The 17018-nt window shown below is 42.3% G+C and carries 17 protein-coding genes; 10 read left to right on the top strand and 7 right to left on the bottom strand.

The window, feature by feature from the left end; translation table 11 throughout:
* Positions 1-50 precede the first annotated feature (50 nt).
* The 9 genes from AS141_RS06610 to AS141_RS06570 all read left to right on the top strand — a co-directional run bounded on the left by AS141_RS06610 (position 51) and on the right by AS141_RS06570 (position 9279).
* Positions 51-497 (top strand): sterol desaturase family protein, encoded by a 447-nt coding sequence (locus tag AS141_RS06610; RefSeq protein ID WP_057936859.1) that lies wholly within the window; start codon positions 51-53, stop codon positions 495-497.
* Positions 494-1384: a MerR family transcriptional regulator gene (locus AS141_RS06605; RefSeq protein WP_057936858.1), complete on the top strand. Its 891-nt coding sequence runs from the start codon at positions 494-496 to the stop codon at positions 1382-1384. Before AS141_RS06610 ends, AS141_RS06605 begins: the two co-directional genes overlap by 4 nt.
* Positions 1385-1583: 199 nt before the next feature.
* Positions 1584-2096, top strand: coding sequence for an RNA polymerase sigma factor (locus AS141_RS06600; RefSeq protein WP_057936857.1), 513 nt, complete (start codon positions 1584-1586; stop codon positions 2094-2096).
* Positions 2097-2209: 113 nt separating this feature from the next.
* On the top strand, positions 2210-3688 hold the full coding sequence (locus tag AS141_RS06595) for a phytoene desaturase family protein (RefSeq protein WP_057936856.1): 1479 nt from the start codon (positions 2210-2212) through the stop codon (positions 3686-3688).
* Between the two features lie 21 nt (positions 3689-3709).
* Positions 3710-4552 (top strand): phytoene/squalene synthase family protein, encoded by an 843-nt coding sequence (locus tag AS141_RS06590; protein WP_057936855.1) that lies wholly within the window; start codon positions 3710-3712, stop codon positions 4550-4552.
* Between the two features lie 2 nt (positions 4553-4554).
* Positions 4555-5256: a lycopene cyclase domain-containing protein gene (locus tag AS141_RS06585; RefSeq protein ID WP_057936854.1), complete on the top strand. Its 702-nt coding sequence runs from the start codon at positions 4555-4557 to the stop codon at positions 5254-5256.
* Positions 5257-5268: 12 nt separating this feature from the next.
* The gene (locus AS141_RS06580; protein WP_057936853.1) at positions 5269-6114 is read left to right on the top strand and encodes a 4-hydroxy-3-methylbut-2-enyl diphosphate reductase; all 846 of its coding nucleotides are present in this window, start codon (positions 5269-5271) and stop codon (positions 6112-6114) included.
* Positions 6115-6137: 23 nt separating this feature from the next.
* Positions 6138-6848: a fatty acid desaturase gene (locus tag AS141_RS06575; RefSeq protein ID WP_057937226.1), complete on the top strand. Its 711-nt coding sequence runs from the start codon at positions 6138-6140 to the stop codon at positions 6846-6848.
* A gap of 28 nt (positions 6849-6876) precedes the next feature.
* Positions 6877-9279 carry a TonB-dependent receptor gene (locus AS141_RS06570; RefSeq protein WP_057936852.1) on the top strand — a complete coding sequence of 801 codons (2403 nt, stop codon included), beginning with the start codon at positions 6877-6879 and terminating at the stop codon, positions 9277-9279.
* Here the strand turns inward: AS141_RS06570 and AS141_RS06565 are convergent.
* The 3 genes from AS141_RS06565 to aqpZ all read right to left on the bottom strand — a co-directional run bounded on the left by AS141_RS06565 (position 9276) and on the right by aqpZ (position 10989).
* Positions 9276-9734 carry a DUF1905 domain-containing protein gene (locus AS141_RS06565; RefSeq protein WP_057936851.1) on the bottom strand — a complete coding sequence of 153 codons (459 nt, stop codon included), beginning with the start codon at positions 9732-9734 and terminating at the stop codon, positions 9276-9278. The genes AS141_RS06570 and AS141_RS06565 overlap by 4 nt on opposite strands.
* 36 nt (positions 9735-9770) lie before the next feature.
* Positions 9771-10241: a hypothetical protein gene (locus tag AS141_RS06560; RefSeq protein WP_057936850.1), complete on the bottom strand. Its 471-nt coding sequence runs from the start codon at positions 10239-10241 to the stop codon at positions 9771-9773.
* A 64-nt stretch (positions 10242-10305) separates the two neighbouring features.
* On the bottom strand, positions 10306-10989 hold the full coding sequence (aqpZ, locus tag AS141_RS06555; protein WP_057936849.1) for an aquaporin Z: 684 nt from the start codon (positions 10987-10989) through the stop codon (positions 10306-10308).
* A 520-nt stretch (positions 10990-11509) separates the two neighbouring features.
* On the opposite strand from aqpZ, the gene AS141_RS06550 reads away from it, so the two are divergent.
* Positions 11510-12553, top strand: coding sequence for a zinc-binding metallopeptidase family protein (locus AS141_RS06550; RefSeq protein WP_057936848.1), 1044 nt, complete (start codon positions 11510-11512; stop codon positions 12551-12553).
* Between the two features lie 4 nt (positions 12554-12557).
* On the opposite strand, the gene AS141_RS06545 is transcribed toward AS141_RS06550, so the two are convergent.
* The 4 genes from AS141_RS06545 to AS141_RS06530 all read right to left on the bottom strand — a co-directional run bounded on the left by AS141_RS06545 (position 12558) and on the right by AS141_RS06530 (position 16921).
* Positions 12558-12926, bottom strand: a complete 369-nt coding sequence (locus AS141_RS06545) for a DMT family protein (protein WP_057936847.1) — start codon at positions 12924-12926, stop codon at positions 12558-12560.
* Positions 12927-12988: 62 nt separating this feature from the next.
* Complete coding sequence (locus AS141_RS06540; RefSeq protein WP_057936846.1) at positions 12989-14314, bottom strand: rhamnogalacturonidase; 1326 nt, start codon at positions 14312-14314, stop codon at positions 12989-12991.
* Positions 14315-14355: 41 nt separating this feature from the next.
* Entirely contained in the window at positions 14356-15246 is an 891-nt protein-coding gene (locus AS141_RS06535; RefSeq protein WP_057936845.1) for a fructose bisphosphate aldolase, read from the bottom strand.
* A 625-nt stretch (positions 15247-15871) separates the two neighbouring features.
* On the bottom strand, positions 15872-16921 hold the full coding sequence (locus AS141_RS06530; RefSeq protein ID WP_057936844.1) for an NAD(P)-dependent alcohol dehydrogenase: 1050 nt from the start codon (positions 16919-16921) through the stop codon (positions 15872-15874).
* Positions 16922-17018: the final 97 nt, after the last annotated feature.

The following is a 17018-nucleotide window of genomic DNA, read 5'->3' as shown; positions in this document are numbered from 1 at the left end:
AACATGACTTTGGCTAAAACAATAAAAGAACTTGTGAGTTTGTTACTCTGATGATTGAAGCGATTGGTTTTATCATTTTGGGATTTGTATTGATGGAATTTTCCGGCTGGGTGATTCACAAATACCTGATGCATGGGCCTTTGTGGATAATACATAAGACGCATCATGAGCATTCAGATTCCTTTTTTGAGCTGAATGACCTGTTTTCTCTCCTGTTTGGGAGTATTGCTGTACTCCTGATCGTTAAGGGTGTAGGAGAATTGGATTATAGATTTTGGATAGGAATTGGGATCACTGTCTATGGCATGCTGTACTTCTATCTTCATGATATCCTAATCCACAGGAGGGTAAGGTGGCTGGAAAGGCCCAAAAATGAGTTTCTCAAAGGGGTTTTCAAAGCTCACCAAGCTCATCATCAGTGCAGGGAAAAAGAGCGTGCAGTTTCATTTGGGTTGTTTTTGGTGCCCAAAAAATATTTTAAGAAGCAAGAACAGTGAGCAATTACTCAATAAAAGATCTGGAGCAACTGTCAGGGATAAAAGCGCATACGCTTAGGATATGGGAGCAGCGTTATAGTTTACTAAACCCTAAAAGGACTGAAACCAACATCCGCTTTTACGATGATGAAGATCTGAAGCGTATATTAAATGTGGCTATGTTGAATGCCAAGGGCATCAAAATCAGCAAAATTGCCGCAATGAGCGCGCAGGATATAGCGCAGGCAATCATCAGATTCAGCGATCAATCTGTGGACCATCAGGATCAGATCCAGGCACTCACGCTCTGTATGATCGAATTGGATGAAGATAGATTTGAGAAAGTTCTTTCCACCAATATTCTGAAGCTTGGATTTGAAGAAACTGTACTGGAAGTGGTCTATCCGTTCCTCTCCAAAATTGGAATTCTCTGGCAAACAGGAGCAATCAGTCCAGCTCAAGAGCACTTTATCTCCAATCTCATCCGGCAAAAACTTATCGTAGCGATAGACGGGCAAGTGGGTAAAGGAATGGGAAAAACTTTTATGCTTTTCCTTCCGGAAGGTGAGCTACATGAGCTCTCTCTACTTTTCAGCTCTTATCTGATCAAAAAACATGGCCATAAAGTGATCTATTTGGGGCAAAGTACACCTCAGAATGATTTGGTCTCTGTGTACAAACTTCAACAGCCCGACTTCTTACTTACCATCATTACGTCTAGTCCGTCCGGTGACAATGTTCAGGATTATATCAGTTGGCTTGGAAGGGAATTTTCCCAGAGTAAAATATTTGTGACTGGCTTGCAGGCACTGGAACAGCCGATTCAAATCCCAACCAATATCCAATTGCTGACTTACGCAAAGGAAATTAAGCATGTTTTGCTTCAAATGGAGCCTAAAACTGTTTAGTAAAATATTATTTATATTAAACAAAAGTGTTCTAAGAAGAACACTTTTTTTATGCCTTGAAGCAATGTGTGATGGCGATATACTTGCTTTTCAGACTGTTTTGAATATGTTTTGTTTAACACTCGCGATTAATCGTTAAATGTTTCTTGCATTTTTGTTTAATCATTTTTATATTTGATTAAACAAAAATCTGTTTGCTATGACTTCCATTGAATTCGGTTGCTCGCTCAATCAACTCTCAGGTGTACTAAAGCCATTTGCACTTAAATTGACCAAAGACCTGGACGCTGCTAATGACCTGCTTCAGGACACCATGGTTAAAGCATACACCAATCAGGACAAATTTGCTGATGGGACGAATCTAAAAGCCTGGCTCTACACCATCATGAAGAATACGTTCATCACCAGTTATCAGAAGATGGTGCGCAGGGGGACTTTCGTAGATACCACCGATAACCTGCATTTCATCAACTCGAGTGGCGCTTTAATTGAAAACTCGGTATATGGTGCCTTTGCTATGGAAGATATCTATGAAGCAATAAATAAGCTCGATGAAGTTTTTAGTACGCCATTTTTACTTTACTATAGAGGGTTCAGATATCATGAGATCGCTGATCGGCTTAACATTCCCATCGGAACTGTGAAAAATAGAATACATATTGCCCGCAAATACCTCAAAGAAGATTTGAGGGTTTATAAGCACCTAAGCTAGGCAAATGAAATTCAGCATTTCGCAGTGGGGACACGGAATGATTGTTAATCAGGCAGGTTTCCATTGTCTGCCCCGGCTAATCGGGGTGACTACAATAAAGAATTTATAAACACGTGAAACAAAAACATGCTGTAGTGATAGGCGCTGGGTTTGCCGGGCTTTCTGCCGCAACTCATCTTGCTATCAATAATTTTTCTGTCACACTCTTGGAGAAAAATGATTCTCCGGGAGGAAGAGCGCGAAAATTTGAAAGCCAGGGATTCACTTTTGACATGGGACCGAGCTGGTATTGGATGCCGGATGTTTTTGAGGATTACTTTTCACATTTTGGCAAGAAGCCTACTGATTATTATGAGCTAATCCGTCTAGATCCTTCCTATTCGGTGATTTATGGGAAGGATGATGTACTGGATATCCCTGCAAATCTGAATGAGTTCAAAGCCAGATTGGAGGAAATAGAGCCCGGGGCGGCTGTGCAGCTGGATAAGTTTTTGGCGCAAGCCAAGTATAAATATCAAGTGGGAATTCACGATCTGGTGAAAAGACCCAGTAGATCATTGATGGAGTTTGCTTCATTGGCACTGGTGAAGGACGTGATGCGAATGGATATTTTCCAGTCCATGTCCAGTCATGTCCGCAAATTTTTCAAATCTGACAAAATCATCCGGCTGATGGAATTTCCTGTTCTTTTCCTAGGAGGAACGGCCGGGAATATCCCTGCGCTTTATAGTCTTATGAACTATGCGGATATTGCTTTGGGCACGTGGTATCCTAAAGGTGGAATGCATGAAATCATCAAGGGAATGGTTGCTTTGGCAGAAGAAAAAGGGGTGAAAATCCAATACAATGCTGAAGTAGAAGAGATAGAAATCGAACAGGGTGAGGCCAAAAGAATAAGGCTAACCACCGGTGAAAAAATTAGAACAGATGTTGTCATCGCAGGTGCAGATTACCATCATGTAGATAAGCATCTGGTCAATCCTAAGTATAGCAACTACAGTGAAGAGTATTGGGATAAACGGGTGCTGGCGCCCTCCAGTTTGATTTTTTATCTGGGAATCGGCAAGAAATTAACAAACCTGCGTCATCATAATTTATTCTTTGATGAGCCACTGGCTCCTCATGCCGATGCGATCTACACCAATCCAAGGTGGCCGGAAGCGCCGCTATTCTATGCGTGTGTCCCTTCTGTTACTGATGGAATGGTGGCCCCGGCGAATATGGAAAATTTATTCTTACTTATTCCGTTGGCCCCGGATCTGGAAGATTCTGAAGAGATGCGGGAGAAATATTATGAAATGATCATGGACAGAATGGAAGAAATCACCGGTCAGGAAATCAGGTCTCATGTGGTCTTCAAGCGCTCATATGCACTTTCTGATTTCAAGGCAGACTATCATGCCTATAAAGGAAATGCTTACGGGCTGGCGAACACGCTAAAACAAACTGCATTGCTGAAACCCTCGCTTAAAAACAAAAAGGTCAGCAATCTGTTCTATACAGGTCAGCTCACGGTTCCCGGTCCTGGCGTCCCACCTTCGTTGATTTCAGGGTATGTTGTTGCAAAAGAGGTGATTAGGGAGAATTCATAGGAATAAAGTATATTCAAAGTCATGGATGCAAAAGAGTTATTTGACCAAACCAGTTTAGAGTGTGGCAAGCTGATCACACAGCGCTATAGCACCAGTTTTACGCTTGGGATTCAAACGCTGGACAAAAAATTCCATGCACCTGTATATGCTATTTATGGATTTGTGCGCTATGCAGATGAGATTGTAGATACATTTCACGAACATGACAAAGCAAAATTGCTTGCCAAATTCCGACGCGAAACGTATGAGGCAATTAATTCGAAGCTTTCGTTGAATCCCGTGCTTCACGGCTTTCAATTGATCGTAAACAAGTATGGTATTGAGCTGGGGCTGATCGAATCTTTTTTCCAAAGCATGGCAATGGATCTGGACTTCAGTACCTATAATGACAGCCGATATCAGGAATATATTTATGGTTCTGCCGAGGTAGTCGGGCTGATGTGCCTGAAAGTATTTGTGGAAGGAGATGAGGCGATGTATCACCGGTTGCAGCGGCCGGCAAGGATGCTGGGTTCCGCTTTTCAGAAAGTCAACTTCCTTCGGGATATTAAGAGCGATTATGAGGAGCGGGGAAGAGTGTATTTTCCTGGGGTTACTTTTGAGCTGTTTGACAAACCGGCCAAGGGTATGATCGAAGAAGATATACAGAAGGATTTTGACGAAGCGCTGACCGGTATCTCAAATTTGCCGGAAGGAGCCAAGTTAGGGGTGAAAGTAGCGTATCTCTATTACCAGAAGCTATTTGACAAGATTAAGGGATTATCCGCTTCCACTATTACGAAGGAGCGGATCAGGATTCCCAATTCTCAGAAATTTACCTTGCTTGTGGGGACTTACTTCGGAAGCAAACTGGGATTAAGCTGATTATGGGAAACTATCTCTATCTGGCGGTAAATCTTTTCGCCGTTTCGTTTCCACTAGTTAGATCCTTTGAGCCGAAAATCAGGTTTGTGAGCAAATGGGGTGCTTTGTTTCCTGCCATAGCAATCACGGCTGCGTTTTTCTTGGTCTGGGACCATTGCTTTACAGTGATCGGAGTTTGGGAATTCAACCCAAGGTATTTACTGGGGATTTACATTTTTCAGCTTCCAATAGAGGAATGGCTATTCTTCATTACAGTACCTTTTGCCTGCGTATTTATTTATGAAGTATTGATTTATTTTTTTAAAAAAGACATATTTCAACCTTTCGCAAAACCCGTAATTTTCGTTTTTATCCCGGTTTTGCTGTTTGTGGCATTTTTCAATCTAGACAGAATGTACACTTCTGTCAATTTCTTCATTGGAGCTTTTGCACTTGGAATCCATTGGCTGATCTTCAGGGACCAATACCTTGGCAGATTTATTTTTGCCTATTTGGTGCATTTGATCCCGTTTATTATCTGCAATGGGATTTTGACCGGAGGCCTCACTGATGAGCCTGTTGTAATCTACAATGATGCAGAAAATCTAGGCATTAGAATCTGGACAGTTCCCTTCGAGGACACGGTGTATTCTATGACATTGCTACTGATGAATGTGTCTTTATTTGAATTTTTCAGAAAGAAGGAAACAATTCAAGCTGCTTAAGGTTATTAGTTTATGAAGAATCTCCAGGTACAAATTGATGCGCATTCCGGCTTCTGTTTCGGGGTAGTCTACGCTATCGAAATGGCGGAGGAGATTTTGGATGAAGAAGGGAGCTTGTATTGCCTCGGCGATATTGTCCACAATGATGAAGAGGTAAACCGGCTGAAGCAAAAAGGATTGAAGATTATCAATCATGAGACTCTGAAGGAACTTCATGGTCAGAAAGTGCTTATTCGGGCCCACGGTGAGCCTCCATCAACCTACGAGCTTGCAATCAAAAATAATCTTACACTTATCGACGCAAGCTGCCCTGTGGTGTTAAAACTTCAGCACAGAATCAAGAATTCTTTTGACAAAGGAGACGCTATTTATATCTACGGGAAGCATGCCCATGCAGAAGTAATAGGACTACTTGGCCAGACAAATAATGAGGCCGTAGTGTTTGAGGATATTTCCGAATTGGATTTAGCGGCAGTTCCCAAAAACATTACGCTCTATAGTCAGACCACAAAAAGCACGGACAAATTCTACGGGATCAATGATATTCTTAAAAAAGCTGACATCGAAGTTAACGCCAATGATACAATCTGCAGACAAGTATCTAACAGAGACAAAGAACTAAGGGATTTTGCGGATAAATTTGATAAAATAGTGTTCGTGAGCGGCACCAAATCATCCAACGGAAAAGTGCTTTTCAATGTTTGTAAATCCACTAATCCGAATACGTACTTTGTATCAAATTCCGAACAGATTGACTCGAATTGGTTTGAAGAAAACGATCGTGTAGGAATTTGTGGAGCCACATCTACTCCCATGTGGCTGATGGAGCAGGTGAAGGAAAGAATCCAGACTTTTTGAGAAATCTTTCCCAACTTGCCACTATGAAGCCGATCACATCTGTGTCTATGGACCCAAAAGGAAGTTTGATAGCTTTGGCAATAATTGGCCTGTGGTTTTCTTGTTTGGTTTTTCTTCTGAATTATGAGATTTTCTGGGACGACCCATTGATCTACTTAGGCATTTTGATCCAAATGCACCTCTATACCGGTCTTTTTATCACGGCCCATGATGCGATGCATGGTTTGGTGTCTACCAATAAAAAACTAAATAAGACGATGGGATGGATTGCGGCCTTGCTTTTCTCTTTCAATTTCTATAGCAGGCTTTTTACTAAACATCACGAACACCATAGGTTTGTGGCTACAGATCAAGATCCCGATTACCACGATTCGGATAATTTTCTGGTTTGGTATTACAGCTTTATTAAGCAATACGTCACAATTTGGCAATTCCTGTTGATGGCGGTGACTTTTAATGTTCTCAAGTTATTTCTTCCAACTGAAAATCTGATTTTATTCTGGATGTTTCCCGCAGTGTTATCCACACTTCAGCTCTTTTATTTTGGGACCTACCTGCCCCACAAAGGAGAGATTGGCAACAGGCACCATTCTTCCTCCCAGACAAAAAACCACTTGTGGGCCTTTGTTTCCTGCTATTTCTTTGGTTACCACTATGAGCATCATGATTCTCCTGCGACGCCCTGGTGGAGATTGTGGAGGGTAAAGGAGTTTCAAAGCAAAAAACATGATTAATTCGATTGGCAGTTATCAACACAAATTAATGAGGCTATTCCTATTGGTTATTTTCTTTCTATCGAGTTTATTGATGGCTTTTTCTCAGGGGGTAATCCGGGGGAAAGTACTAAATAAAGTAAATAATCAGCCGATTGCTTTTGCCAATGTAATTGTATTAAATACCGAATTCGGGGCTATTTCAGATGAAAATGGCTTCTATGAGATCACCAACGTTCCTACAGGATTATACAATGTGCGGGCAAGTTTTGTGGGGTTTAAATCCAGGACCGTCTTTGAGGTTCAGGTGACGTTGTCCCGTTCGGTCCAATTGGATTTCGAACTCGAAGAAGACGCTTCCGAACTCTCTGAAGTAATAGTCAGCTCCGAGTTTTCCCGATCTGAGGAGACACCGCTTTCCGTAAGAAAACTAAATTCTAACGAAATCGAGCGGTATCCGGGAGGAAACAGAGATATATCCAAAGTAATTCAGGCATTGCCTGGGGTAGCGAGCACTCCGAGTTTCAGAAATGATATTCTGATCCGTGGTGGAGCGCCAAATGAGAACAAGTTCTTCATCGATGAGATCGAAGTACCGGTCATCAATCACTTTGCCACCCAGGGTTCCTCTGGTGGGCCGGTAGGGGTTTTGAATGTGAATCTGATCAAAAATGTGGACCTGATTGCGGGGGGATTCCCTGCCAATCGCATGGATGCGCTGAGCTCATTTTTTGAAATTCAGCTTAAAGAAGGCAGGAGGGATAAAATGGCCACCCAGCTTACGCTGGGCGCTTCAGAGTTGACTTTATCCAATGAGGGTCCATTAGGTGAAAAAACCACCTATCTGCTTTCTGCAAGGAGGTCCTATCTGCAAGGGCTTTTCAAACTTTTAGGATTGCCTTTTCTGCCTACTTTCAATGATTTTCAGTTGAAAACTATCACCAAGATCAACGATAAAACAGAGCTTACCTTTATAGGTGTTGGAGCCATCGATAAATTTGCGCTGAACCAGGATATTCCGGAAAATGAGACCGAGGAGGAGCGTGAAAACCGACTCTATCTTCTGGATGTGCTTCCAGTGCAAGATCAGTGGAATTATGCTACCGGGGTGAAGCTAAAGCGATTCCATGAAAATGGATTTTGGACTTTCGTGCTAAGCAGGAATATGCTGAACAATTACTCAGAAAAATACAGTGCTAACGATGAGAGTTCACCGGACAACTTGCTTTTTAATTACCTTTCCCAGGAATCTGAGAATAAATTCAGGGCAGAGAATAGCATTTTTAAACCTGGATTTACTTTCAAGTATGGCGTTAATTACGAGTATTCTAGGTATTACATCCAGAATTTTGATCGATCCACGTTAGCCAATACCGGTGAAGTAATCAATGTGGAATCTACCTCAAAATTCAACCATTACGGGGCATTTGTCTCTGCGAGCAAGTATGTCAACGATGAGCGGTTGCTAATCACCGGAGGCGTTCGGATGGATGGAGCTGATTTTGGGGAGACTGCCAAGAATCCTTTAAACCAATTCAGTCCCCGCGTTTCGTTCTCGTATCAACTTAAACCGAACCTCTTTGTGACTGCAAATTCGGGGATTTATTATCAGAAACCTTCTTACACAGTCCTTGGGTTTAAAGACAGTGCAGGAGAACTGGTCAACCAGCTTAATGATGTACGGTTTATTCGGAATTCCCAGCTGATTGCAGGGATAGAATGGCTGATCCGGGATAAAAACCGCCGTTTCACTGCAGAGGTATTTTATAAGAAGTACAGCAATTACCCATCATCAGTAAGAAATGGGATTTCTCTTGCAAACCTAGGGGCAGACTTTGGCGTCATTGGGAATGAGCCCGTAGAGAGTAATTCTGAAGGAAGGGCTTACGGTGTGGAAATGTTGGCCCAGCAGCGTCTTTTCAATGATTTCTACGGCATTGCATCATTGACTTTGGTCCGCAGCGAGTTCACTAACCCAAATACCGAAGGCTATATCCCTTCCTCCTGGGACAATCGCTTTATTGTAAGTTTGACAGCCGGAAAGCGCTTTGGAAAAGATTGGGAGATTGGGGGGAGATGGAGGTTTTTGGGAGGCGTACCGTATACGCCTTACGACTATGAAGAATCAAGCCTAATCAGTACCTGGGATCTGAGAAATCAGCCTGTTCTGGATTATTCGCAGATCAATGCCATCAGACTTAAGGGCTTTCACCAGTTGGACCTGAGGCTGGACAAAAAGTACTACTTCAAAAAATGGAGTCTCAATTGGTATGTTGATGTACAAAATGTATATAATTTCCGGGCCGAACAGCCACCACTGTTGGTGCCTGTAAGAGATACTGAGGGAAATATTTTGGTGGATCCAAATGATCCGGGCCGTTACCAGCTAAAGTATCTTGAGAATCCAGCGGGGTCTGTTCTACCTACTGTAGGCATAATCGTGGATTTCTAATATGCTGTCAGCGAATCGAGGAGTTTGATTATTCTCGCAGACCGGATATCCAGGTCTTCGATCCGGTAGATGTATTCTATCCAATAGTCCTGATCTGATTTGGGCAGTTTCTTAAAAAGTGCAAGTTTGCCAGGATCGTCATTGAGGCAATCAATCAATTCTTGGGGAAGTTTATCAGAAACTTTTTCCTGGAAAAACGTAATCTTCACTGTGTCTCCTTCTTCCTTGCCAATCGCCTTTCTTATCGGTTTTGCTACAGGAAGAAATACGAATCCATTGCCCATTGGCAAAAGATGCTTTCCTTCGAAAGCAAAATCATCGATAGTTCCTGATACTTTCATCATCCCAAAAGCCTTTCCGGTCGTGATGATTTTGCCAGGGAGTTTAATAAAAGTCCAGCCTCCTTTACCGGGAAACCTCTCAAGCAAAAAAGTGCCTTCTACGATAAGTTGCATGGAAAAAGAGCAGACGTTTGGCCTGCTCTAATAGGTTTAATTTGTTGATCCACTTCCGTCATTACCAAATCTCCATCTGATATTCAGGCCAAATTGATCAGCAAGAAAGTCAGTATCTTCAACAATTCTCAGATTGGGCCGCCAGTCTGCGCCGATCACTATTGGAACACCTTCAAAAGCATACTCAATTCCGATTTCCCCCGCCACTCCAAACGCAAATGGGTCACCGAAATAAAAGGATGGCCCAAAGCCCAGGTAGTAATTAAAATCACTGGTGGATACCGGACGATAAATAGGATTCCAAAGTGCGTCAAGCCCGACTCCATTTCCGCCAAAGCTGACGTCGGCATGAATTCTGCTGAATTGGCCTAAACCAAACACACCATCGATGGCAACGTTATTACCAGAAAAATTACCAAAACGGATTCCGACTTCTTGGGCATTGCTTTCCATAGCTGCTACGCAGGCAAAAAACCCTACTAGAAATAAAATCTTTAAATATTTCATTTTAATAAAGGTTAAGTAATATTGAAATTAATCTCTATGCAAATAATTAATTTTTTCTGGGATTTCATTCATTTGGTGACAAGTTTTTATACACAATCCCTGCCAAAACTGCTCCTACTATGGGCGCCACCCAAAATAGCCAAAGCTGCTGCAAGTAAATCCCGCCCGCAAAAATAGCTTGTGAAGTACTACGAGCAGGATTGACCGAAGTATTGGTGACCGGAATACTGATCAGGTGGATCAGCACCAGTGCCAACCCTATCGCAATACCAGCGAATCCTGCGGGAGATTTGGGATAAGTAGAACCTAAAATTATTGTCAGAAACATAAAGGTCATTACCACTTCTGTCACTAGTGCCGATACCATATTATAACCTCCTGGAGATGCCTCTCCAAACCCGTTTGCAGCAAAACCCCCAAGGTCCACACCAGCTTTTCCAGTGGCGATTATATAAAGGATCCCCGCACCGGCCAGTCCGCCCAGGACTTGTGCAATGATATAACCTATCACGTCTTTACTGTCAAATCTTCCCCCTACCCACAATCCCACAGTGACCGCCGGATTTAGGTGACATCCCGAGATATGACCGATCGCATAAGCCATTGTCAATACAGTCAGACCAAAAGCAAATGAAACTCCGACGAAGCCAATGCCCAATTCTGGGAAACCCGCCGCCAATACGGCACTTCCGCAACCTCCTAGCACCAGCCAGAAGGTTCCAATAAATTCTGCTACAAGTTTTTTCATGAATATTTGAGGTTAGTTGTGTATTACTGAAATTAAAATATTATTTCAGATTAACCTTAAATATGTTATTGAAATTTTGTTATGATTAAATTAAGGAATTATACTATGGTTGTCCGCACTGACACCAGCTCCGCCATTTTTTCACTTAAGGAGCAGAGTGCTTCCCGGCCAAGGGGCGAGAAGAGGTAGGGAAGAACAAAGTAGTCTTTCTGTATGCCTTAATTAACCCTGATATGATTAGGACAGTGACTAACTAAGGAAAACCCCGCTCGCCTTTGACATTTTCTAACAACGTTTGTCACCTAAAAGATTTCTGGCATGCTATTAACCGGAAATAGCTTGTTCTGCTTATCTTTCTTTGGCTTTCAAACTGGAAAGATGGCATTAGAACCTAACTCAGAAGATCCAAGCAAACAGACAGCAGGCTTTGGACACCATACAGCCACCAGGCATCTGAGATAACGAACTCGTACTAATTACTAGGTAGCTGACTTAGCGCATTATGTAAAAATATAAACTCATGAAAATTTTTGAATGCGGCAATTGCTCGCATGCCTTGTATTTCGAAAATGGAAGCTGTGAAAAGTGTGGACATCTCGCTGGCTATCATGATTCCAGTTTGACTATACTGACTTTTGACCCGGCAACTTCTGGGTTGATTTCAGATAGCAACGGAAAAGCATTTAAGTACTGCCAAAATAAAGAGTTGGGCGTTTGCAACTGGCTGATTCCCGGGGACGATGCGCATACATATTGCAGGGCCTGTGCGCTTAATCGAACAATTCCCGACTTATCCGACAGTGAAAACTTTTCGAAATGGCAGAAACTGGAAGTTGCAAAGCATCGCTTGGTTTATCAGCTTGCAAAGCTTGGGTTGGAGATCTTACCTCAAGAAAGTAACCCTGAAGCAGGTCTGTGCTTTGATTTTATTTCCAGACAAGGAGATGATCAATTGATGACGGGCCATGCGAATGGCGTGATTACAATTCTTCTTTCGGAGGCGGATTCAGTGCATAGAGAGCAAATGAGAAAGCAAATGTCTGAGCCTTATCGTACGCTGATTGGGCATTTTCGTCATGAAGTGGGACATTATTATTGGGACAGGTTAGTGGCTACAGACCAAAATGTCCTTTTTGAATTTCGAAACCTCTTTGGGAATGATCAGGAGGACTACGGACAGGCGTTGAATAATTACTACCAATCGGGAGCTCCCACTGACTGGCAGCAAAATTACATTAGCCAATATGCGAGTTCGCATGCATGGGAAGACTGGGCAGAGACCTGGGCTCATTACCTCCATATAATGGATATGGCTGAGACAGCTTATTACTATGGGATTTCTGTAAAACCAAAAGTTCGGGAAAAGAGCCTGCGAGGAGCTTTTAAATTTGATCCTTACAGAGAAAGGGATTTTGACAAAATCTACAAAAGCTGGGCGCCGGTTTCTTTTGCAATCAATAGCCTTAACAGAAGTATGGGCGTGCCCGATGCGTATCCTTTCGTGGTCAGCCAGCCGGTAATATCCAAAATGAAGTTTATCCACAGTCTGATGCTTCATCAGTAGTTTCTTACTTTCTAAAGAAAAAGTAAACTGCCAACACCAGAAAAACAGAGCCAATGAGATGGTTTAACTTGAATGTTTCTGTTTTGAAGGCCAGTAAAGAGAATATCATAAAAACCACCAGCGTAATGACTTCTTGGATGACCTTCAGCTGAACCAAGGAAAATGGGCCTCCATTTCCGCTAAAACCGATTTTATTGGCTGGTACCTGAAAGCAATACTCAAAAAGTGCAATCCCCCAGGAAATCAAAATGATAGAAACCAGCCCAAGTTTGTTGAACCATTTCCATTCAGCGAACTTCAAATGCCCATACCAGGCAAGAGTCATGAATGTATTAGAAAGAACAAGGAGCGAAATAGTGAGAACTGCCTTCATGGGAAAATGCGGTAAGAATCCCGCAAATTTCAACAATAATGTAATCCCTTGTATTGGCTTGGCTACTCTAAATTTTTACCATTGACCACCACATTTTTCACCTCAAATCCATCGACCATTGAAGTGTCAAATCCAGGGTTTTTGGTAGTGATAGTCAGGTTCTCAAATTTAAAATCTGACAGTCGATCATGCTCAGTAATCGCAACATCGAAAAAGATCTCGCAATCCAAGTTAATATTTCTCATCGTGATGTGATCTGAGTAGGAGAGCGGAACTTCTTCTTTTCCTTTTAGATCAAAAAACTGTGTCCAAGGTTTCACATAAATAAAACTTCTGGCCTGTCCCTGGATATTCTCCACGGTGATGTATTCGTAGTGTTGAGGTGTATCTGGGCGCATTTTCAGCCAAAGTAACCTAACGGCATCTTGCACTTTGATATTCCGCATGAGCACGTTTTTATTGTGGATAGATTCGCTGCCATTGGTAAGGGCCGAGTGGCAGAAGCCAAATTCACTGTCTTCGATAATGATATTTGTGTTTTCGCCGTTGTTTGGATCTTCGTCTGCCCAAGGTCCTTTGCCCCCTTTCAGCGCTATCGCATCATCATTCACTGCGAGGTAGCAGCCTTTGATCAGGACATTGGAGACCACATCCAGATCAATCGCATCAGTGCTTGGAGCCTTCACCGGAGTATGGGGAGAGGTGATCCGTACATCCAGAATTTTGATATTTCTGCACTGATAATAATGGCTGCTCCAAAAGCCAGCATTGATCAGCTTCACATCCTGCACTTGCACGTCGTTGCTTTTCCAGATAAACACCAAGCGAGGCCGGGAAACCTCCAGGTTTGTACAGTTTGGATCTTCTTTTCTCCGCTGCCAAAATGCCTCCCAAAACTTCAGTCCGTTTCCATTGATTGTGCCACCTCCGGAAATCGTAAAACCATCGACTCCATAAGCATTTACCAAAGCTGCATAATAATCCAGATTTTGTCCTTCCATGCGGGAAGGGATCAAAGGATAATCGGCGATATCATCAGAACCTTTCAGCACGGCACCTTCAGCCACATGAAGATGAGTGTTTGGTTTGAAAAACAAGGCTCCACTCAAAAAAGTCCCTTTTGGAACAATTACTACACCGCCTGTTTGTGCTGCCTGATCAATCACCGCTTGGATTTGCCCGGTCTGCAAAATGCTGCTGTCATTTTTTACCCCAAAATCAGTAAGTACATACTGTTCTCCAAGGTCTTCCAGTTTCACTTTTGTATACTCGTGAAACCATGGAGAAATCTCACTTCCATCAGGCCAAAGATCTTTAGAATCTACTTGGGCAAAGGAGCAAAGTGTAAATCCGTACAGAATTAGAATCAGGAATAATGGGTTTTTCATTGGAAGCAAAAATGGACTTATTGAGTCTAATGATTTGGGATTTAGGTTAGAGATGCTTGATAAATCTCTTCTATGGCAGTGGAGAGTACATCAGAAAACTCTTCTGGACTTTGGTCCACTTTCAATTCATCCAGCAAAGCACGGGAGAAACTGGCGATCATTCCGTGGTTTTCTGAAAGCATGCGGGTAGCCCGATCTAGGTCATATCCACCTGAAAGCGCAAACACTCTCATCACATTTTCATGCTGGATCAGTTCTGTATAGAAATTTGCTTCGGTGGGGATGGTGAGTTTTAGAATGATTTTTTGATCATCACCAAGCATGTCCAGTTCGGCCAAGATAGCTTCGCGAAGAAGGGATTCAATAACTACCTTCTCATCGGCCTGAATGTCCACTTCAGGTTCCAGGATTGGGATTAGCCCGTTCTCGAGAATAATTTTCCCGATATCAAATTGCTGCTTCACGATTTCGATGATTCCCGATTCATTGTTACCACTGATGAATGAACGCATTTTAGTGCCAAAAATCCCTTTATCCTTTGCGTCCTGAAGCCGCTCAGGGAGATTTGGGATCTCTTTCATAAGTTTCACCCCGTTTTCAATTTTTTGTAGTCCTTTATCGATTTTCAGAAAAGGCACAATGTTTTTCTTCCAGAGAAATTCAGTTACGGGTAAATCGTTCACAAAACCGTTCATTGTTTTTTCAAAAAGAATGACTCCCAGTATTTTATCACCTGTAAAGGCTGGGTCGCTCATTACACGTACCCGCATTTCGTGCATCAAACGAAACATTACCTCTTCTCCAGAATATTCTTCTTCCTGGATACCATAGCCCAAAAGTGCCTGGGGGGTACTGCCCCCGCTTTGATCCAGCGCTGCGATGAAGCCTTTTCCTTCCGTTATCCGCTTTAGTTGCTTTTCAAATTTTTCCATGTTGCAGTATAAGTTGGTTGATGGACTTTTAAGTTAAGTATCTTCGAAGTGGAATGGAAATGAACGGCTAGTTACTTGATTAGGATTCTTAAGTTTTGCTATTTTCTGTAACCGAATGGTACGATCGATTCAAAAATCAGGAGTATTCATGGTCGTTTTTCGGACTGCTTATATCCAGGTCGTGAAGATCTCACTTTGAATACGATATTGTGTCCTGCAGAGTCCCCTTTTTAACGGAATAAATTAAAATTTCCAGCAGGGCTAATTTATCATGCTCGTGCCGAGCTAAGCAGCTTTCTCAGCTTTTTGGATATCAATTACCTCTATGGTCCCGGGCTCTCAGCCTATTTCATTCCCAACTTCTAAATCTCCTTCTCTGCACTTTTTTTAAGTAGCTACCATTCAGAGCTCATCTTTGGAGGTAGAATAAGTGTCGATAGCATCAAAAAATAGAGGAGTAAAAAGGAATCTGTCTCTGATAGATAATCATTTCTCTTTGTGTAACTTGAGTTATGCCTGTCTTCGCCGGGCAGGCGTAGACATCGAAGAGTGGTCTGAATTTTTCCTTTAAGAAAAAAGCGACTGGGAAAATCTTCCAAGTCGCTTTTTCATACTTTACCTTCTATTAATTTTTCAGTGAAGCCATGTCAATGACAAAGCGATAATGCACATCGCCGGCGATTGTTCGTTCATAAGCTACGTTGATCTGATCCATGCTGATTACTTCTACATCCGAGACTATTCCATGTTCTGCACAGAAATCCAACATTTCCTGGGTCTCTTTGATGCCGCCAACTAAAGATCCGACTAAGCTTTTTCTACCAAAAATCAATGAACCGGCGTGGATTTGTTCCATCTCAGGAGGAACGCCAAGAAGTACCATTGTTCCGTCTGTTTTTAATAAATGCAAATACGCATTATAATCGTGCTGTGCAGAAACGGTGTCAATGATTAAATCAAATCTGCCTGTCATTTTCTTCATGTTCTCAGAATCTGTGGTGAGCTCAAAATGATGGGCACCCAATGCATCTGCATCCTTTGCTTTTTCGGGAGATCTACTGAGCATAGTCACGTCGGCTCCCATTGCAGCTGCTATTTTCACCGCCATATGACCCAATCCTCCTAATCCCACAACGGCAACCTTATCTCCTTTTTTTACATTCCAGTGCTTCAATGGAGAATAAGTTGTGATTCCAGCGCAAAGAAGTGGTGCAACAGCCTCGAGAGGTAACTTGTCAGGTACTCTTAAGACAAATTTTTCAGTTACCACAATATGTGTGGAATAGCCACCGTACGTTATTGTTTTCTTGTCCTGAAGAAAAGAATTATAGGTTTGGGAATGGCCATTTTCACAGTATTGCTCAAGGTCTTCTTTACAATTGTGACAGTATCCGCATGAATCCACAAAGCAGCCTATACCCACCGTATCTCCTAGGTTATGTTTGGTAACCTGGGCACCTATTGCTGTTACTTTTCCGACGATTTCATGCCCGGGAACTATTGGATACATGGTTCCTCCCCACTCATTTCGTGCGGTATGGATGTCAGAGTGGCAAACCCCGCAATACAAAATTTCAATTTCTACATCTAAAGGTCCTGGGTTTCGTCTTTCAAGATCAAAAGGGCCGAGTGGTTGATCAGCTTGATGCGCTGCATATGCTTTAACTTGTGTCATAAAAAATCTTTAAGGGTTAAGTTTTCTATGAGGTCATAACATTTGAAGAACGTATTAAGTTTTGGAGACTGGAATTTTGTATAAAAATCAAAAAAAA

The organism is Algoriphagus resistens (genome assembly GCF_001442615.1).
In the GTDB taxonomy this organism is placed as follows: domain Bacteria; phylum Bacteroidota; class Bacteroidia; order Cytophagales; family Cyclobacteriaceae; genus Algoriphagus; species Algoriphagus resistens.
This window is presented reverse-complemented; position numbering and strand designations above follow the sequence as displayed.